We start from the raw sequence: 20,139 nt of genomic DNA, 5'->3' as shown, positions 1-20,139 counted from the left end.
ATTGGAGCAGATGGAAATTAACTAACCCTACTACTTCACGCGTAAATACACTTTTTCATAATTTGATTTCAGGATAAGATCAGCACCACCGCCATTGATCTTGCCTTTAATCTCATCAGCACCGCGCCCACCATATACGGCCAATCCAAAGCCTGCACCAGTTGTTTCTTTGCTTGCAGGCTTATTGATTGCGATCTTAAGTTCATCGGCCGCATATAGCTTTCCGTAACTGGTGGAGAGCTCAACATTCGCTTTTACACCCACAGGCAATGAAACATCCACATGGCCGTAAACAGACACTATAGATACCGGACCTTTTATGGCTTCTGAAAAGACTGCATCCACACTTCCATAAAGTGATTTGACATTCATCGGACCACTATTGTTTTCCAGTTTGATCTTGTTGTAACTGGTTGAAACCTCAATCTCACTCTTCAGGTTTTTTAAGATGATCTCATCCTGATAGATGTTACTCTGGTTCACAAATGATACTTTAACGTTCTGCGGAACCTTGATGGAAAGGATGCCATCCATATCCTTACTTACCGCATTCACGTTGATTTCGTTTCCTTTTTCGGAAATATCAAGTCCCAATCCGGTATTGTCTACAAATCCTGAACCATTGATTACACGAAGTCCCTTTGCGCGTTCATCTACCGCTTCATTTTTAGCTTTTGGAAGGGAGAAAATAATTTCGTTGCCATTGTAGCCTTCTACTATGGCACCCGCCACCTTCAGATTCAGTTGTCCTGAGGATTTGCTTAATTTGTATTCTTTCTGTGCTGAAGCGGATACCGCAATGACAAGCAAAGAAAAAAGAACTGTAAATTGTTTTTTCATCATTTTAATTTGTTTTAATAGTGTGTTTATAATTTATCCTGGTTTAATAGCACATTGTAAGCTTCATCTCTAACCGCAGCAAAAGTTTCCGGATTGTTGGCAATGGCATAAAGTTTCTCATCGATTTTCACATTCTTCATCTTGCCGAGCAAATTAATCAGCCCAAGTTGCACAATGGGATCATCCTGCCTGCTCAATGAATTGACCAGAAGTGAGGAGGCATATCCGTCGAAACTGTATTTCTGCAATACCCCTAAAGCCGCAAGGCGAACGTTAGTATTGCCATCGTGATTTAATGTTTGGGAGAGCATATCCAGAACCTGATTGCTGACCTTTCCAGATTTCTCTATTTCCAGAATCGCCAGCAGCCTCACACTTGCAGAACTACTGTCTTTTAACGCCTGATATTCCTGTAGCTGCTTTTCCGGAGTCAACGCTTTTATCTTCATTTTTTCCACTTTGTTCACATGAGCGAAGGTTACCTGCCTTGCTTCATTTTTTGTGTCTGTTGCACTTGCTGATGAATCCAGGGTTTTATTTTCATCACGTTCATCAGTACTTTTAGCTGCCTTGTTTTGTGAATAAGTTTCTCCCAAGGTTGGTTTTTGCTGGTAAAAAGAGAACCATACGATCCCCACGGCAATCATTACTGAAGCTGCAATTACCCATTTCGCCTTGTTAAAAAGCGATACTATTTTGAATTTCGGGCGGGATTGCGGAACACGTGTACGTTTAAACCGTTCCATATCAAATGCCGGAGCTTCGAGATGATCGAATTCCTCCCGGTTCTTATTTACAAAATCCTTTATCTGATCATTCATAATAACATTTATCTTTTAATGACAATAAAATCCGCTTCTTCGCCCTGTGGTATTGCGACCTCACATTCGTGGGTGTTAAATCCAGCATGCGGGCAATTTCTTCATGGGTCATCTTTTCAAAAACATGCAGGTTCACAATCGTTTTATACCCCGATGAAAGCTCATCTATGGTTTTTTTCACATCCGCCACCCTGCAATCAAAAATCTCCATCTGCTCTGCATCTCCCAAATCATCTCCGATATCCATATCGCCTAAATCAGCGAAAATGATTTTTCTTCTTCTTAAATGGGAAATAGAACGATTGATGGCCATCCTTCTTATCCAGGCCTCAACACTTACTACATTTGTCAACTTGCCAATTTCACTGAACACGGCACAAAAAGTATCCTGAAGGATGTCTTCTGCTTCACCGGTGTGACTGACTATTCTGCTGATTGAGTTGTAAACCTTTTTGGCATAACGGTTGTACAACCCGTTATATCCGGCGTCATGCCCTTTGAGGCACAAAGCAATCAATTCCTTATCCGTTATTTTTTCTTCAGATGGCAATGTCGGAGCTTTTAATTTATGGTTTCTAACATGTTTCTATTCTCTAGTCGCAGTTTAGTTAAAAGTGTTGCACATTTGGAAGCATTTTTTTTAAAACTATTATTAATACTGGAATTGGCCATATACTTAGCGTAGAAATGATCTGATCATTGGCAAAAGCACAAAGATTGGTTTTAATAATCGAAACTCAGGTTAATGGCATGGATGGCCGGAACAAACATTTTAGTGCTATCACTGACTAAGATAAGCATTTCTCTTATGCGGGCACGATTTTTTTGAAGCTTAAACCGGGTGTATTTTGATTCTAATATTTCACAAGAGCTAAAGTTATATTGATCAGACTGCCTTACTCATGATGAAAATCGTTTGCTTGGTGTCAAGATGGAAAATAAATTCAATGATTCCGGCTCTGACCTTTCTGGTAATTTTGGTTACACGTCCCTGTGATTGGTATTCGTCGATAATTTCGTCTCCAACTTTAATCTTTTCCAATTTTACCACCGGGGTATTGTAAGTTAACTTAATCATAAACAGGATAACGCTTTTAAGGTGCTTGATAATTTATCAATTGTGAATCCTAAAAACGTTTACGACAGATTGGGAGGAAGCCCCGGAACGACTGAGAGCGGCGTAATGTAGTGATTGACAACGTTATCTATAACAAATTTTTACCTGGAAAGTTTTAAAAAAAAGCAGCCGATATTTGGATGAATATTTTTTAAAATGCTATTGGCGTAAAGCTGTCATTGCTTTGAAGATTGCTAAACAGAATCAGAACAGACCAAGGTTGCAATTAAGCATTGTCTTACTCAAAAGTAGTAAATGAATTTCCGTTGTAATGGAGCAAAAACGGAATGGCATGAACTGTTATTAGTTAATATCGTGTTAGTTGTAATTATAATGTTTGAACTTATTCAAAGCCTCTATTTTATTTTGAACATGAAGCCTTTTATAAATGTTCTTGCAATGGTTTTTTACAGTATTGGTGCTGATGAAAAGCATTTCTGAAATTTCTTTGTACAATAAGCCCTTACTGAGCAGCGACAATACTTCAAGCTCTCTCTCACTGAGTCCAAGATCAATATTTTTTTCTTCCTTCTTCTTGCTGTGAAGGAGGCCGATCACTTTTCTGGCAATAAAAGGGCTCATTGGCGAACCTCCATGATGAAGATCAATCAGGGCATCTTGAATTTCAGCTGCAGTAGAACCCTTGATAATGTATCCGGATGCTCCCGCCTGAAGTGCACTAAAGATCTTTTCATCATTTTGAAAACCTGTGCACATTAGAAACTGAGTGGCGTGTAAGTTAGTTTTGCTTTCCACAATGACATCGATTCCAGATTTGCTCTTTAATTTAATATCGATAATCACAATGTCTGGCAAATCTTTGGGCAAATTCTCGAGTGCTTCTTCAGCCGATGCATGGACGCCCTTGATGAGAAACCTCTTATTTTCCCCGATGGAAGCTACCAGACTGTTACGGTAATGGTCATGGTCTTCAACAATTGAAACTGATATCATTTAAAAATTTTAGAAATGTATTTACTATGTTAGTCCGTTTCTAAAAGAATCATTTACCTTCGTTTTCGTGACGATCAGGAAATGAAATATTACAGTTCAGATCGATCAAATCAGGAATTATAAAAAAATTATATTAGAGATAGCAACAAATCCAATAAATAAATCGGATCACTGCAAAAGTAAACAATAAAAAAAGAATCTAAGATTCTACTTATGTCCTTTTATATCAACAGATTATAAGTCGTTTACAGATACTTTTCACTCGTGTATTAAATACACTGTCTGACGTTTTCACACATACAAATAAAAACAAAAAGCAAGAATAACAGTAGTTTTAATAATACATATTTATAATTTAATGATAAATAAATCCATGTTTAAGTTCGAGTAAAATGATTAAAACAGCTGTATTCATATCCTAGCCTTGAAGTCATTTTTTCTTCTTGCTCAAGCTCATTATAACTGCTGTTATCACTTTTTTCCGATTAAATATTATCAATAATTCAAAGTTAGAACACCACTCTTCATCCGAAGAGCAGTGTTCTATAAATCGTCCCATTGATTTATGAAGATTACAAACATAATCTTCGAAAATGGAATTGTATATAGCCCTTTTCAGCCATATAAAGAGTTTTAGCCTTACTTTGGCATCAGTATTTTGATGACAAAACACAGAAGAGTGATTTACTGTTCTCATAAACAAAAAGAGCTCATCATCTCCGGTCCTTAATTCAAAGTTTATCTTTGATTCTGGTAGCTTTCCTGAAAAAAATGGCGGCTAAATCGCCGCCCATGGAATTAGTTTTGTAAAATCACATGGTATTTTACCTTTGTGGTACTTGAACCGTCAAACCAAATAGTATAGATGTTACCTGCCTGTAATTCTGAACCAGCAATGGTAACCACCTCTACAGAACCAGCTACGTTGACATTTAAGTTGGTATTGGCGTCAATAGTTTGATAAGCTGATGCAGCTTTAAACGCCAGCGTAGAGATCAGGCTGGCACCTGTGTTGGTAGTAACATTTACTGCGCCTACTAACAATGGAGCCACATTGATAAAGCGTACCTTTACTTTTCCGCTTGCACTGCTGTTGTCATTAGCATAAGTGCTTACTGCTAAGTTGCCATCAGCTTGTTTGATCAGGAAGGCTGTTTGTGAAGTATTCGCCTCGGCATTGATTGTTGCTGAAGCACTAACCGTAGATGATCCTGAGTTTTTAAACGCGATCAGCTTATTACCTGATGAGGTGGAAATGTTTGTCGATGAACTGCCATAAGCCACAGCCGATGCACTTGCTTTGGAATCATTAATGTAAACATCCTGAGCTGCTGAGCCCTCAACAGTATTAACAAAAGATAACCTTGCGTTCAATTCATCAACATTATTACTATCCTTTTTACAGGAGGAAAATGAGAACAACATCACAGCCGCTACGGCGATGATGAATGATTTATTGATTTTTGTTTTCATGGTTAATGTATTTTATTATGGCAGGCCAGTCCAAAAAAAATGCCAATGGAAAACCTCAGCTGTTAATCGCTATTTGGATAGCACTGTTCCATTGACTTTATTCAAAAAACATCACAAAAATGTATAGGATTTAATTCAATGAATGTATAAGTGAGTAGAAAAAATCTTTGAACAGCTTACCACTCTTTTGATCTGTGCCGAGCGTATAGTTGTTTATTAGTCTAACTTATCGAGGGCAATTTCCTAATAGAAGAAAACCAAAATATATTGCCATCTAAAGACATATATTTTGGTTCTTCTAATTTTAGAATAAGCCGTTTTCTGGCTGATCTGAATTTTGTTCGTTATTTATCAGTTAGCGCGCTTAGAATTTAAATCCAGGAGCCTTATCGACCCCAGGATTTGAGCGTACAAGTTAAAATCCGACCACTGCTTCCAGTACGTATCCATTGAATTTTCCTCCAGCACGTAAATCTGCAGTTGGAAAATCTTTATACTTTTGCACCACATATTCACCTTTTAACATCACATTTTTAGTAAGGAACCAGCCAGCTGCAGCGGCAATCCTGTCAATTTTGACGTTATCAGTGTAAACGATAGGTCCAGCGCCGGTACCTGTTTGGTTATTTGCCAATCTTGCCGAAACTGTGTTATATTTGGCACCGATAAAAAGATTTTCATTGAAACCAAATCGGTATACACCATCAATGGCAAACTGTTTAGCATCTCTGGTATCAGTTTCTCTCGCTGTTCTTCCAGAAGCCTGCTCATAAGTACCAAACAATTCAACACCTTTTACTTTTAGAAAACCATTAAGCATAAAGGTGTTTATTTTTTTAGAGAAGCCTGGGTTAAACCTTCCTGAAAATGCCATTGCAGTAGATTCAGAGATTGTGTTTGGCTCCATTACATATTGATAGTTTGAACCTGTACGGTCTCCACCAAACAAGGTATTGGCACCCCCGCCCTGATTTCCGTAATAGGATGCACTTACTCTTAGTCTGATATCACTGGTCAATTGTCTGTCAAATCCTCCTTTAAGCAAAATAGAAGGTGATTTGGTATAGTCTCCGTCAGGATTTGCCGCAGCAGTAAGTGAGTCTATGTTTCCTTTGATCATGCCATTAGTTAAGCCAATCATTCCAAATAATCCGTTTTTTCTCAACATCACTTGTCCGCCAATTTCCGTAGCAAAAGCATCCATAATGTTGTTATCCATAAACGGATTGAAGATTGTGTTTCCACCATCGCTTCTGCGGTAATGTGCATCGCCATAATCTACCTCGTAGTGACCAATTTTAATGGTTGCAATCTTCATCAGGTCTTCCCAAAGTTGTCCTTGAAACGGAAGTTTATCAAACTGAATATAACCTCCTTTTACCCATACTTCATTGTGGTGTCTTCCTGAAAGGTAATTGGTAATATTTAACCTGATCCCATCAGCCAGTTGCACATCAATATACAGGTTGGCTTGTGCTGTCATAAAACCAGGAGTAATGCTCCTTAATTTATTACCAGGTGTTCCTACTGCCCCAATGTTGTTTCTTAAGGCATCAGGATTTTCGTGTTTTAAGCTTTGAAATTGTTGGGTAAATCCTGCACCAAACTTGATTTTAAGACCATCGAAAGTAGTTACTGTATCTTTAGGGTCTTCAAATATGTTGATACCAGTTTTATCGTAAGGTCTTAGGTTATTTATTTTTTGAAATTGGGCATGACTTGACAAGGGATTGAAGAAAATACCAATCAATGCCATCAGTGGCATTATAAAGTGTCTTTTTTGAGTTTTCATGATCTGTGGTATATTTAAATGGAACGATTATTTTTTAAAATTGAGGGTGAAGGATATGGTCAAATCATCGGCAACTTTCATAGCGCCAAGCATAAAACTTGGTGGTTGGATATTGTAATCCGTTAGTTTTATTTTTTCCTGACCGCTACAAACAATCACATTATCTGGTTTAACTTCACCGTTAGCCAACAAACTGATGGTTTTTGAAACACCCGCAATGGTTAAGGTACCAGAAGCTTTAATTGAAAATTTTCCTTTTTGTAAGGGCGTAATAACGGCATCGCTAAGTTTAAATGTAATTTGTGGAAAGGCATCTGCTTTAATCGTTTTGTAAGTACGGCTATCCATAGATTCATGTTCGCTTTTCAAGCTTTTGGCATTTACCGTGAAACTAAGTGCACTTAGGCTTTTAGGTACATCATCACTGGTAAGTGGGCCAAAACTCGCCTCACAAGTAGGGTTTTGTGCAATCATATTCCAGTCATGAACATTTGATTTACCGGAAACTTTTACAATGTTCTCTTTGGCGCTGCTTAATTTGTATATAACCTGAGCATGCAAATTATTGATAGTTCCTGCAGCGATACAGAACAGAAATAATAATTTTATAGTAAAAACGGGCTGGTTAGGGAAGGAAAACTTTTTCATAATATATTGATTAAATTGTTTGATCAAAAGTACTTCCTGATTGCATTCCCACTGATGACACAGGACATGCTAAATAGTGATAGTAATCATTATATCACATTGATAATCAATTAAAAAAAGCATCACAAGAACAACATGGGCATATCTTGCCCATATTTATTGAAAATACTTATTAAAAGATTTTAAGGAGTAGAAATTAACTCAGGGATTTAACTTTGAAAATAATAATCCGGCCACTACAGCCTGAACAAATCCATAGATAAACCAGCTCAACACCATAAACAGCGTAATGTCCATTGCGCTAAAAGTAATCCACATAACGGGCAGTAATGCAACTATTGCGTATACAAAACCAAATTCCAATCCTCTGAAGATAAAGTGGCCGTGAAAAAGCCCTTTAAAGCGATCCCAAAACCAGGATAGTGCGAAGCTGATGACAAATGCATGCATATAAAAGAACCCATCCCGGTTACTTTCTGAGTTGAACAGCGGATTGTTATAATCCATAAACAGACCTGGGAAAAACCTAATCCCCAGATATAACCCACCATAACTCAGGATAAAAAGTACGACTCCTGAAATCAATCCCGGAAGAACGATTTTTTTCATTTTATTTAATTTAAGATTCTTGCATTAAGTATAAATTCAACATTCAACTCATCATCGGTTTTAATCATTCCTCCTAATTTTCGTGGCGGGTTGATATTAAAGTCTGAAAACTTTACCTGCCTTGTTCCAATCAGGTTTAGATTATCATTTTCTTTCGCCGTGTATTTATAATCTACTTCATAACGCCTGATTGTTCCTGCAAGCTCTATGGTTACCATACCTTTAATTAGATCTGTTTTTTTGTTCGGATCAGGATATCTGTTCAGGCTTAGAAATCTAATAATGATCTTAGGATAAATTTTGACCTTTAGCGTTTTTCTGAGGTCACTGGTCATGACTGGATTATGGCAATCAAAGTTTTGAACATCAAGAGCCATAGATCCGCTCATTTTTACTGGCTCGTTTTTCTGTTCTTTATAAAAGATCAAAGTATCTGGTTTGGTATATTCGGGAATTACGCAGCTGAATTTGTTAATATTGGTACTGCCATTTACCTTAAGTGTACATTCGTTGGTTAATACCCATTTTATAGGATATGCCATATTGCTGCCCACGAAACCGAAAGCAGGGAATATGCCAAAAGCAATTAACAGCAATATTTTAAGTCGCAGCATTTGTTTATTTTTCAGCACCAGCAGCATGGTAATGGTCGAAGACGAGTTTTCTCTCAGCCCGATAAGTGGTCATCAGTGCCTCAGCTTTTTCTCGTAATCTGATATGATCCTCCAGTAAATTAACAGTTATCTGTTTTTCAGAAGCGTTGATGAGTATACCCAGGGCATTCATGAACTTAATAATTTCATCTTTTAAAAGCACGTAGCTTTGTGAAAGGTTGATCGGGTTTCCTGTAAGTCCGATTACACCAGGGATTGTTACGGACAACCTCGCGACAGATTTGATCTCTACTTCAAAAAAATCGAGGTCCGATAACCATTGTTTGCCTGTCAGGTAAAGTTCCTGTAATTCGGCATTCAGTTCATTGTCTTCAATTGGTGTGGTCATGGCGTTGAAATAATAAGCAGTAAACTTCAGCTTATTATTCCTCTAACCAGTTGACAGGAGTCATCACATATTATGACGTTCATCACTTATTCATGGCAAAAACCAAATAAAGCTCAACATCATGATTTACTGTGATTTACATCACTATTTAATTCTTGTTTTTTGAGAACATTTGATCAGTGAATTCGAAAATTAAACTATTTCTTATGATACCTAAAGTAATGAAAGCCGCTGTAATTCATGAATTCGGCGGTAGCCTGAGCATTGAGCAAATGCCGGTAAAAGAACCAAAAGAAAACCAAATTCTGGTTAAGGTCATATCCTGCGGGGTTTGCCACACTGATCTTCATGCCTGTAATGGTGATTGGCCTGTAAAGTCAAAAATGCCTTTAATCCCCGGTCATGAAGCAATAGGTTATGTTGCAGCTTTGGGAAGAAATGTGACCAATGTAAAAGAAGGAGATATTGTAGGCGTGCCATGGCTGTATAGTGCCTGTGGTTGTTGTGAATTCTGCATTACGGGTTGGGAAACACTTTGCGACACCCAGCAAAACGGGGGTTACAGTGTTGATGGTGGTTTCGCCGAATACGTTATTGCAGATTCCAGGTATGTTGCCCATTTCCCTGCCAATATTAATTTCACAGAAATGGCCCCTATTATTTGTGCCGGGGTAACTGTTTATAAAGGACTAAAGGAAACAGAGGCTAAACCGGGCGAATGGGTTGCGATTTCAGGAATTGGCGGACTTGGCCATCTTGCTGTTCAGTATGCCAAAGCCATGGGGCTTCATGTTGCTGCCATTGATGTGGCCGAAGATAAACTGGAACTGGCCAGAAAACTGGGTGCAGAAATTACAGTTAATGCCAGAGAGGAAGATCCAGGAACGGTTTTGAAGAAAGAAACCGGAGGAATGCATGGGGTATTGGTTACCGCAGTATCGCCTATTGCGTTCAGGCAGGGGCTTTCTGCATTAAGGCGCAAAGGAACTATTGCTTTAAATGGTCTTCCTCCGGGAAGTTTTGATCTCCCTATTTTTGAAACGGTATTGAACCGCTATACAGTAAGAGGATCTATTGTAGGTACGAGAAAGGACATGCAGGAAGCCATAGCTTTTGCTGTTGACGGGAAGGTAAAGGCCAATGTTCATGGTGTCAAACTGGAAGAAGTTAACACTGTATTTGATGAGATGAAAAAAGGTGAAATTGAAGGCAGAATGGTGTTGGAAATAGCTCAACCTTAATAAATTAAACAATCAAACCCTTAGATTTAAATTAACGCATGGTCTGTGGCTCACAGACCATTTTTTTTTGATTCAGCAGTGAGATTGCCACAAAACGATGGAAGGATCGTTTTTCGCAATGACGACCGCTTTAGCTTAAGTTGTAAACCTTTACAATTGCGCGGCCAATCCTTCATTGACCGCGGCAATCTCATTCGGGAAGATCATGAAGTGCTGTTTTAATGAATGGAATTGCAGCAGTGAGATTGCCACAAAACGATGGAAGGATCGTTTTTCGCAATGACGGCCGCTTTAGCTTAAGTTGTAAACCCGTCATTGCAAGGCCAATTCTTCATTGGCCGCGGCAATCTCCTTCAGAAAGATCATGAAGTGCTCTTTTAATGAATGGAATTGCAGCAGTGAGATTGCCACAAAACGATGGAAGGATCGTTTTTCGCAATGACGACCGTTTTAGCGTAAGTTGTAAACCCGTCATTGCGAGGCTAATCCTTCATTGGCCGCGGCAATCTCATCCAGAAAGATCATGAAGTGCTGTTTTAATGAATGGAATTGCAGCAGTGAGATTGCCACAAAACGATGGTTATTTATTCATCTCAAAAAAAAGCGGCATGATCTTCATTGAGCATGCCGCACATAACCAGATAAAAGTATATTTCTTCCTAAGGATTTACATCCAATTTCTTACCAGCTATATCTTCCCATCTGTAAAAATGAAAAGTTTTATCATCGCTCATGGCAACCAATAATCCATGTTTAAAGTCTGCATTTAAAGGAACTGATACAACATCAATTCCATCCGTTTGATTGGCAGAATATTTTATGGTGGTTAATAGTGGGTGTTGATCTGGCGCATTTCCCGTACCGGTTCTGCTGTAAACTTTTAATTGTTTTGCACCCTGATCAGAAACCAAAATATATCCTTTGTTTCCTGCAGTTTTATAAATACCGATTCCTTCATTATCAACACTGAAATCTCCCTGGCCAAATAAAGCAAGTTCTTCATTGCCTTTTTCAGGGTCTGCATAATATTTCCGCACCCCAACCTGTTCATCGCAGTAATAAATGTAACCCAATTCATTATCAACTGCTATGGCTTCAATTTCTTTTTTACCACTGTAGCGGCCAAATTTCCTCACTAAATCTGCTTTAACCTGGCCCTTACCATTATCACTTAACAAATATTGCCACAAATAGCCTCCTTCTTTTGGACCACTTTTGCGGCCAACAATAGCATATATTTTTCCATTGGGATCAGTATACATCGAAATGCCCATCAAATCACGGAATTCTGTTCCGGTTTCTCCCACAAACGCCGGTATTCCGCCGTTGTCGCAAGGTTTCATGTCAGGAAGCGAATAAATCCTTAATTTATGCGTATATCGCTCAGTCGTTACTGCAATATCCGTTTTTTTACCATCAAGCAGCAGGCCGTAAGCAATATCAACGTTGTCTGGTCTTTTCAGGCCTTTTACAGTTTTGGATGGAATAATCTTTCCTTTCAGATCGAACACATATAAACCACCGTTGGCATCCTTATCTGTACCTATGACTAAAGACTGCGACGGGTTCTTTGAATCGACCCAAATGGCAGGATCATCGGTATCAAAATCAACTGGTTCAGAAACGTATAAGGGCTTTACTTCTGCCAGATTTGGGTTTTGTGCAACCCCATTACAGGACATGGCCAAAATCAATACAGCAAAGGCCCCAAGTTTTATTATCATTTTATTCTTCATTTTATATTTTAATTCCATATGCTCCAACAAATGTTGATGGCGCCGGAGACGTGTAAGTGATACCGTTTTTCATGATAATTCCACCTTGATGATGACGTGTAAAGTTTGTTATACCCTTGCCCAAAGCAGGTGAATTGCCTTGCAGGTGGAAATCCCAGGTGGTATTGAAATCGGCATTGTTAACTGCAGTATTTAAGGGGTAATTAATAAATTTCGGATCGTTTGCACCAGCAACAGTACTAATGACATCGCTTTTCCCTCCAACAATATCACCAGTTGGCTGAAACTGATCTACAGTAATTTGATCAAAACCATAATACCAGTTATTGCTATAGGAAGATCGATTGTCTTCTGGTTTTTTAGGGTCTCTTTTAACGCCAAACCGGGTATTTGCAAAAAGATTATTAAATAAATCTGCACGCACTGTGCTTTCCAGCCAAACCGATCCTCCTTTGGCGGTAGGTCTTCTCCAACCTGTGTTTACCATGGTGTTATTATAGGCAATGATATGGGTTTGTGGCACTTTATCACCGGTATTGGAAAGTTTCAGGGCATTTGTATTGGCACTGTAAACCAAATTATAAGCGATATCAGCCAAACAACCCGATTTAAAGTTCATGGCCTCACCACCTGTTACACCTGTAGTATAAAACATATTGTTGGCAAAGATAATTCTACCACCTTCAATATAAGTACAATCCTCCTGGAAGTTTCTAATAATACTATTTTGCACCACAAGCCTGCCTTTAGCATTTGCAAACCAAAGAGCTGGCAAATTTTCTCCTGCAACGGCTTTATAAAGGCCCATTTTAACGGATGTAGATGCATCTGAAGTGGTAGATCCGCCATATTCCAGGATGGTATGGTCAAGCACCAGTTCTTCACATGTAGGACCAGCTAATATCCCTCCCCAAAGCTTGCCGAATTTTTTCTGTGGGGTTTTGTAAAACTCGTTAACCGTAAATTTTATTGGATTCTCAGCAGTTCCAAGTGCATAAAGATTACCCTTTACAATGAATTCCGGTTTGGCAACCGTATCCATTAATACAGTTACCCCCTCCTCAATGGTAAGCGACTTGCCTTCAGGAATAACAACATCTCCTTTGATGACCTGTGTGCTGCCCTTTGTCCATACGCCGGAAACCTCTCCTATTGCAGAACCATCTAAGGCTGTGGTATCTACATCAATATTTGCTTTTTCACACCCGGCCAGGGCTAGCGCGACAAGGATGAACAGTCTAAAAATTTGATTCGATTTCATGTTTTTGTCTTTTAAAATTTTCTATTAATTAAACTTATATCTAAAGCCAAGAAGGTAATTCTGGCCATAATAATCACTTCTTACCAATGTATGCCCGTTACTAACCAATTCTTCTGCAATCTTATTATTTTCCGGATTGGTGCCTTTTATAAAGAGCTTTGTAGGTGTATCTAAAATGTTATTTGCTTTTACAAAGATGCTTATACCACCTTTAAAGCGTTTTTCTGCCGAGGCATCCATCTGAATAAATCCTTCCTGCCACAAATCATTATTTAAGAATTGAGAAACGGTGTTGATCCGCGGTCCGGTATATGCGCCTGCCACCTGCACATCCCAGCCTTTTTTTGTATCCTTAAATAGTAATGACAAGTTGGCTATATGTTCCGATTGTCCGTAAAGCGGGCGTTCCTGATCTACAGAGAGTGCCTGAATATCACCCGTTGCAGGATTAATCGTTCTTGTAGTTTTAGGGGTTGTAATACGTGAATGGGTATAGGTATAATTTGCTTTGATACCAATTTTGCTGAAATATTTTATATAATCTACCTCAGCACCATAATTATTGGCCGTACCAAAATTTCCTGGTGTATAATAAATATCCTGGCCACGAACTGCATCTGCCTGGAAAGTATACTCAATCGGGTCTTTTATCCTTTTGTAAAATGCACCTACCAATAACTGTTCTGATGCACCAGGAAAAAGCTCATAACGTAAATCGAAATTATCAGCTAATGCCCGTTTCAGGTTTGGATTACCACGTTCCTGAAATTCTTCATTCACTACTCTTCCTGGTACAATTTCATAAAACCCAGGGCGGTTAAGTGCTTTGTAATAAGAGCCGTGCAATTGTGCTTTTTCAGTTAAAAAATACTTAGCGGTTAAACTTGGTAAAACATCGGTATAAATTTGCTGACCTTTCGGGAAATTCTCTCCTGCAGGAAAAAGCAGGTTATATCCCTGATTGGTATGCTCTACCCTTGCACCACCAACAACCTCAAGTTTAGCCGAGATATACTTAAACATTCCATAAGCAGCGTTGATTTTTTCTGATGCATCGTACGTTAATGGGTTGGCTACCGCACCAGTTGGATTGGTCACCACTAAATTCAGGTCGGTATAATTCTGGAAATCGACACCATAGAGGCGGCTTGCATCGGCAGCACTGGGTGCGAGCGTATAATTGTTGAAAAAACTACTTCTTTGTTTATCTCGATATAAACCACCTGCCATCACATCCAGTTGATCATTTCCAAGTGTAAAATGGTAACTCAAATCGAGATAACCGGCTAAATCCTCATCTGTATTGCGTTCCCATCTTCTGTTAACCGGCGAGGTGTTGACCAAACTGGTTCTTCTGCTCTGGAAATTCTGCTGAACCCCATTCAAGCTGATGCTCGTATTCTCAGGAACATCATTTTTAGCTGATGAATACACTGCCGACCACTGAACCTTGAATTTATCATCAAAGAATTTATGATCGCCGTGAAGTGTACTATTGTAAATCTGCTGTTCAGTTAACCTGCTTCGGGTATTGTAAACAAGCTCTGCATTTCCGGCAGCAGGATTATAAACACCATTGTACGTAGTGGTTACAGCATCTCTTAGCTGCTCATTTTTAAGATTAACATATACATTATAAAGGCTGAGCTGATGGCTTTTGTTGAAAACATAATCAACTTTTCCATGCAAACCGGTACGTTGCTGCTGTTCAGAAAATTCCCTGTAACTCTTGTTGGTGATTACCGCATAGGCATCGGTTCCGTTCACAGCCGTATTGTAGAATGTGCTGTTGCTTCCGCGATAAGTGTTTTGATAACTTCCGGCCAGCACCACACCAAGTTTATTATCGAGGAATCGCTCGCTTACGGATAAACTTCCGATTAAATTAGGCGCAGGGTTTTTATACTTATAATCCAATGTTCCTTTGGTAAAGTCATTTTGAGTGGCATTATAGGTTCTTCCATTCAACTCATAAGGAGATTTATACTGAATATCAGCAGAATTGAAGCTTACGAATTTCCGATCGAAAAACAGTTGGTTATAACCTGATGAAAGGTTGGCATTGACCTGAAACTGACCAGGAGCACTTTTCATTACCATGTTAATGCCCCCTCCAATGGCATCCCCTTCCAAATTTGGTGTCAAAGTTTTATAGACCTCCAATCGATCCAACAAATCAGATGGAAAAAGATCCAGCGGTACGTAGCGGTATTTGTTATCCGGACTGGGGATCTTTACGCCATTTACCAATGTATAATTATAGTGCTTATCCATACCTCTTAATATGGCATACTGCCCATCTCCATTACTGTTACGTTCAATGGATACGCCAGAAATGCGTTGCATAACGTTGGCTACCGTTAAATCCGGAGAAATCTCAATCGATCTGCCCGAAACGATGTTCATGAGCTGAGTGGCATTTTTCTCCAGGCGTCTTGCTCCCTGATCTGTCGAACTTACCGTATTTGATTTAATGGTTACATCATCAAGGCTTTTCGAATCACTTTCCATATAAAACTTTAAATGGTCGTTACCCTCTTTCGCTATAACGATGGTTTTAGTGATCGTTTTGTAAGTGATATAGCTTACGCTGATTTTAGCTGTTCCGGTTGGTACGTCCTTGAACTCAAACGTTCCATCGAGCCCTGTATTGGTTACCCGCCTTGGGTTTTCCAGCACAACGGTAGCGCCCACAATGGCCTCTCCGGTTTGCCTATCATAAACATGCCCTTTCAGTTTTGTGGCATTGGCCGTGCCCGCACAAAAAAGAAGTAAAAACAGAATTTGTAAAAGTTTGTTCATTGCGTTTGTTAATGTCTTTTATTTATCGACAGCGCAAAGGTGTATACACCACATCACACAAAGAAATTCTCAGGGTTACATAAAGGCAACAGCGTTACAAAAGCCATATATCAAAAAGCAACATTAAAAATCAATATACTCATTATCAACTATTTAACTAAAACAAAAACCGCCGTTATCCTTTTATTACCGTTACATTAACAAATTGTTAAGCGCATAAAAATGAAAAAAAACAGCCATTCAGTGTATTTGATGTAACGCTTATAATGCCTGAATAAAAGCCGATAAATTATCTCCCTGTGTCAGGTTTAGTTTTCTCCGCAGCCTGTATCTCGAAACCCTTAAACTATCGGTAGAAATTCCTAATAGGGTTGCGATATCGCCAGAGTCGAGATTCATTCTCAGTAATGCGATAAGGCGCATATCGGCAGAGGTTAACTCGCTACTGTATTTTTTGAGGTTTTCCAGAAACTGATGATGCACTTGTTCAAAGGCCAGGGTAAATTCTTTCCAGTTGCGTTCATGGTTAAAGCTCTGATTGATTTCAGTCAGGATTTGATTCATCTGTTTTTTCTGATCCCGTTTATCATCTTTTACCATCGCTTGCAGGGTACTTCGAATATTTTCCAGAAACTGGTTGTGCCTGATCAGGTTCAGCGTATGCGTGGATAGTTCACGGCTTTTGGTTTCCAGCAACTGTTTGAGGTTTTGTTCCTCTAACTGAAGGTTTTTTAGCGCCAGGCTTGTCAGATCATGTTCAATATCTTTCTGTCTGGCCAGCATTTGCTGATCTCTTAACTTGAAACGTTGTCTGCTGAAGATAACAAAACCCAGAATAATCAATAATATGATCACTATCGTTGCCGACGATGCGATAATCCTGTTGATCTTTTTATCACTTTGCAACTTATTTATTTCATCTGATTTCTTATTAATATCATACAACACCTGCAAAAAGGCAACTTGCCTGGCTCCATCTTCTGAGTACAGATCGAGTGTATATTTATACCCAAGCTTAACATAGTGGTAGGCACTGTCCATTTTATTCATGAGCTCATAAGCTTTACCCAAATCTCTGCAGCAGGATGCCAGTTGATAGATATTACCCAATTTGGCAGCCAGTTTCATTGCCGTTTCGGTTTGAACAACACTTTCCTGATACCTTCCGGTTTTACGCAGGATATCACCTAAATTGTTTATTACCTCTATGCTGCCAAGTTCGTTATGATCGTTTTGATATAAATCGAGTGATTTTTTAAAATTAACATATGCCAGATCGTACTTTTCCAGATCTTCGTATATGCTACCTAAATTCTCATAAATTTTGGCAGCACGGCTTTTATCGTTGGTTTTCTCATTTATTTTTAGAGCCAGTTTCTGATAGTAAAATGCACTGTCGTAATCTTGCCGCTTTTCATACAACTGACCAATATGACCAAAAACCGTTGCCTGCCCTTTTAAGTTATTCAGCTTTTTATAAATATTCAGCGCCAGTGTGTAATTTTTCATCGCCTTATCAGGCTGTTTAATGTAGTAGTACAAAACCCCGATGTCACTGAGATTGGCAGCCAGTGATAAAGGTTTGTTGGCGCTGTTGAATATTTTATCTGCCTTTAAAAAAAACTCCAATGCTTGTCTGAAATGTCCTTGCCGGTAGCATACCTTTCCCATTTGCTGCAGGCACTGCCCTTCTAAAAGCGCATTACCATCCTCAATTGATTGAGCGTATATTTTTTTTAACGCGGTAAGTGATTCAATTGGTTTTCTTGAGTGATGATCGAGAAAAGTCTCCAATTCTTCTTCCTGTGCATAGCTACTCAAAGAAAACAGCAGGAATGTTAAACAAAGACCAATGTATTTTATCATGTCAGAAAGTAAATATCTGACAAAGAAAGAGCATATGTGTTAACTTAAAGTTAAGTTGAGCCATTAACTTAAACCTGAGTTTCGGTATAAGAAAATGAAATACAAAACTTTAATAATGCGGTACCTTTTACAATAACAATTAGTGGTAAACCAAGTGCAATGCCCTTTAGGCTGGGGCGATGAAACACAAACTTTAATATAGCACTACTCCCTTACAAAACAAAGTCAGGGTTAAACCAAAGAGCAATGCCTTTAGGTTAGGGATTTACTTCGTAGCTGCTTCGCGGTCTTCACTGCGTTCAGAATGACATTTTTTTACCTAACTTAATGACATTGCCCAAAAGGGTAACATTATTGCTTATTCCAAACTCACATTAGATATTTTATTTTTTAGATGGGGCAATCAATCCCGGATATAAAATGCCATCTGTTTTTAGATTCAAATTTAACAACTTTGCAATCAGTGGGGCAATATCTTCCTGCCCCATCAAAGGCAAAACCGTACCCGATTTAATTCCTTTACCGAAGGCCACAAAACCCGTTTGTATCTCCTTGAAATCGGTCGGAAGATATCCATGCGTACCTCCGCTTACCGGGGCAAGCATATCACCTGTGGCTGAAGCACCAAAACTAAACCCCTGATTTGCAGCCAATGCCATAAAAGCATTCGGATCGCCTTGTGCTTTGCCTAAAGCTTCTTTATCCAATACATGAAACATTCTTTGAATACCTTCAGGAAGTTGATTAATTGCAAGTTTTATTTTTTCTAAAGTTGATTTATCTTTCGGGTCTCTGAGGTGTAGAAAAGCCGAACCTCCGCTTTGTTGGAAATAAGCTTTCCAGGCATCTTTGTTTGCATCATCATATAAACCCAGTTTAGCCAGCATTACATTCGGTTTAAATTGAGTATGAATATCAACAAAGCCGTGATCGCCCGTGATGATAAAAGTGGTGTTCTTACTGATTCCTGCAGTTTCTGCTGCATCCATAATTGTTTTAATGGCAACATCGGCGCCTACTATGGCAGATCTTACCTTATCTCCATCACGCCCCTGCTCATGTTCAAAATGATCCAGAAGGGCGATGTGCAATGCAAGGAAAGCAGGCTTGTACCGTTTCAAAATATAGGCTGCCATTCTTGATTTATTTTGATCGCTGGTATAGTAATCAATTGTAGCACCATATTCAGCAAATTTACCAACTGCATAATTTTCAATTTCCTGAAAAAGTGCTTTAGGATTAGATTCCTGAGACATCGCCTTAATTTCATCTTTTTTCTCTCCTTTTCCCTGTGGAAGAATCACGTATTCGGGTAAATTGTAATCAATAGGTGCACCTACGGTAACCGGCCAACTTACACCAGCAGTAGTTAAACCAGCCTCTTTAGCAGCAGTCCAAATGGTTGGCACTTTAATATCTTTGTAGTACCAGAACCATTTCCCGGAAATACCCAGAGGCTCAACAGGTGTATTATAATAAATGCCATGTTTTGCTGGCAATACACCGCTCACTATCGTAGTATGTGATGGATAGGTTACGGTAGGAAAACTTCCCCTCACACCCTCAGCATACGAACCATTTCTCATAGCCTGGCGCACATTTACCATTCCCCACTGTGGATCTAAATAGAATTCTGGTCTTAAACCATCAATGCTAATCAGTACTACGTGGTTCTCCTGAGCAGGTGCAGATCCTGCTGAAAGCCATAGCAAGATTATTGAAGTAATAATTTTTTTCATGTTTAATTTTTTTTCATATGTGATGAAGCCATCGTATATTTTGAGGCGAAGTTATTTTTATAACATGCCCTTAAGGTTTTTTTAATGTTAAGAAAACATTAATGCGATTTTTTTGAGCACTTACTTGAATAATATGTTTGCCGATTACTTTTCAGCACCAACATTACGGGGTGGTTGATGAGAAGAAACTGAAGCCCAGGAGCATGGAATTCGTCTCAATATTATCATCAATGAAATA

17 protein-coding genes are annotated in these 20,139 nt (G+C 38.9%); 1 reads left to right on the top strand and 16 read right to left on the bottom strand.

Annotation, left to right across the window (positions count from 1 at the left end):
* Positions 1-30 precede the first annotated feature (30 nt).
* The 11 genes from DU508_RS14060 to DU508_RS14005 form a co-directional block, all read right to left on the bottom strand.
* Entirely contained in the window at positions 31-843 is an 813-nt protein-coding gene (locus tag DU508_RS14060; protein WP_147273634.1) for a DUF4097 family beta strand repeat-containing protein, read from the bottom strand.
* Positions 844-866: 23 nt separating this feature from the next.
* Positions 867-1,661 (bottom strand): HEAT repeat domain-containing protein, encoded by a 795-nt coding sequence (locus DU508_RS14055; protein WP_115403439.1) that lies wholly within the window; start codon positions 1,659-1,661, stop codon positions 867-869.
* Positions 1,654-2,211, bottom strand: a complete 558-nt coding sequence (locus DU508_RS14050; RefSeq protein ID WP_115403438.1) for an RNA polymerase sigma factor — start codon at positions 2,209-2,211, stop codon at positions 1,654-1,656. Before DU508_RS14050 ends, DU508_RS14055 begins: the two co-directional genes overlap by 8 nt.
* Before the next feature lie 336 nt (positions 2,212-2,547).
* Entirely contained in the window at positions 2,548-2,739 is a 192-nt protein-coding gene (locus DU508_RS14045; RefSeq protein WP_115403437.1) for a hypothetical protein, read from the bottom strand.
* A 357-nt stretch (positions 2,740-3,096) separates the two neighbouring features.
* Complete coding sequence (locus DU508_RS14040) at positions 3,097-3,732, bottom strand: response regulator transcription factor (RefSeq protein WP_115403436.1); 636 nt, start codon at positions 3,730-3,732, stop codon at positions 3,097-3,099.
* A 798-nt stretch (positions 3,733-4,530) separates the two neighbouring features.
* The gene (locus DU508_RS14030; protein WP_115403434.1) at positions 4,531-5,205 is read right to left on the bottom strand and encodes a DUF4397 domain-containing protein; all 675 of its coding nucleotides are present in this window, start codon (positions 5,203-5,205) and stop codon (positions 4,531-4,533) included.
* Positions 5,206-5,620: 415 nt separating this feature from the next.
* Complete coding sequence (locus tag DU508_RS14025; protein WP_233509593.1) at positions 5,621-6,997, bottom strand: hypothetical protein; 1,377 nt, start codon at positions 6,995-6,997, stop codon at positions 5,621-5,623.
* Positions 6,998-7,024: 27 nt separating this feature from the next.
* The gene (locus DU508_RS14020; protein WP_115403433.1) at positions 7,025-7,645 is read right to left on the bottom strand and encodes a YceI family protein; all 621 of its coding nucleotides are present in this window, start codon (positions 7,643-7,645) and stop codon (positions 7,025-7,027) included.
* A gap of 201 nt (positions 7,646-7,846) precedes the next feature.
* Positions 7,847-8,254: a hypothetical protein gene (locus DU508_RS14015; protein ID WP_115403432.1), complete on the bottom strand. Its 408-nt coding sequence runs from the start codon at positions 8,252-8,254 to the stop codon at positions 7,847-7,849.
* Positions 8,255-8,259: 5 nt separating this feature from the next.
* Complete coding sequence (locus tag DU508_RS14010; RefSeq protein ID WP_147273633.1) at positions 8,260-8,868, bottom strand: YceI family protein; 609 nt, start codon at positions 8,866-8,868, stop codon at positions 8,260-8,262.
* Between the two features lie 4 nt (positions 8,869-8,872).
* The gene (locus DU508_RS14005; RefSeq protein ID WP_115403430.1) at positions 8,873-9,256 is read right to left on the bottom strand and encodes a hypothetical protein; all 384 of its coding nucleotides are present in this window, start codon (positions 9,254-9,256) and stop codon (positions 8,873-8,875) included.
* Positions 9,257-9,462: 206 nt separating this feature from the next.
* Here DU508_RS14005 and adhP point away from each other — a divergent pair, with 206 nt between their 5' ends.
* Entirely contained in the window at positions 9,463-10,497 is a 1,035-nt protein-coding gene (gene adhP, locus DU508_RS14000) for an alcohol dehydrogenase AdhP (RefSeq protein WP_115403429.1), read from the top strand.
* A 659-nt stretch (positions 10,498-11,156) separates the two neighbouring features.
* On the opposite strand, the gene DU508_RS13995 is transcribed toward adhP, so the two are convergent.
* The 5 genes from DU508_RS13995 to DU508_RS13975 all read right to left on the bottom strand — a co-directional run bounded on the left by DU508_RS13995 (position 11,157) and on the right by DU508_RS13975 (position 19,901).
* Complete coding sequence (locus tag DU508_RS13995) at positions 11,157-12,221, bottom strand: phytase (RefSeq protein ID WP_199562717.1); 1,065 nt, start codon at positions 12,219-12,221, stop codon at positions 11,157-11,159.
* Positions 12,222-12,234: 13 nt separating this feature from the next.
* Positions 12,235-13,494, bottom strand: a complete 1,260-nt coding sequence (locus DU508_RS13990; protein WP_115403428.1) for a right-handed parallel beta-helix repeat-containing protein — start codon at positions 13,492-13,494, stop codon at positions 12,235-12,237.
* 24 nt (positions 13,495-13,518) lie between these two features.
* The gene (locus DU508_RS13985) at positions 13,519-16,296 is read right to left on the bottom strand and encodes a TonB-dependent receptor (RefSeq protein ID WP_115403427.1); all 2,778 of its coding nucleotides are present in this window, start codon (positions 16,294-16,296) and stop codon (positions 13,519-13,521) included.
* A gap of 261 nt (positions 16,297-16,557) precedes the next feature.
* Positions 16,558-18,162 (bottom strand): tetratricopeptide repeat protein, encoded by a 1,605-nt coding sequence (locus DU508_RS13980; protein ID WP_115403426.1) that lies wholly within the window; start codon positions 18,160-18,162, stop codon positions 16,558-16,560.
* 383 nt (positions 18,163-18,545) lie between these two features.
* On the bottom strand, positions 18,546-19,901 hold the full coding sequence (locus DU508_RS13975) for an alkaline phosphatase family protein (RefSeq protein ID WP_115403425.1): 1,356 nt from the start codon (positions 19,899-19,901) through the stop codon (positions 18,546-18,548).
* Positions 19,902-20,139 lie beyond the last annotated feature (238 nt).

The organism is Pedobacter chinensis, assembly GCF_003339865.1.
In the GTDB taxonomy this organism is placed as follows: domain Bacteria; phylum Bacteroidota; class Bacteroidia; order Sphingobacteriales; family Sphingobacteriaceae; genus Pedobacter; species Pedobacter chinensis.
The sequence above is the reverse complement of the archived record's forward strand: the minus strand, read 5'-3'. Positions and strand labels throughout refer to the sequence as shown.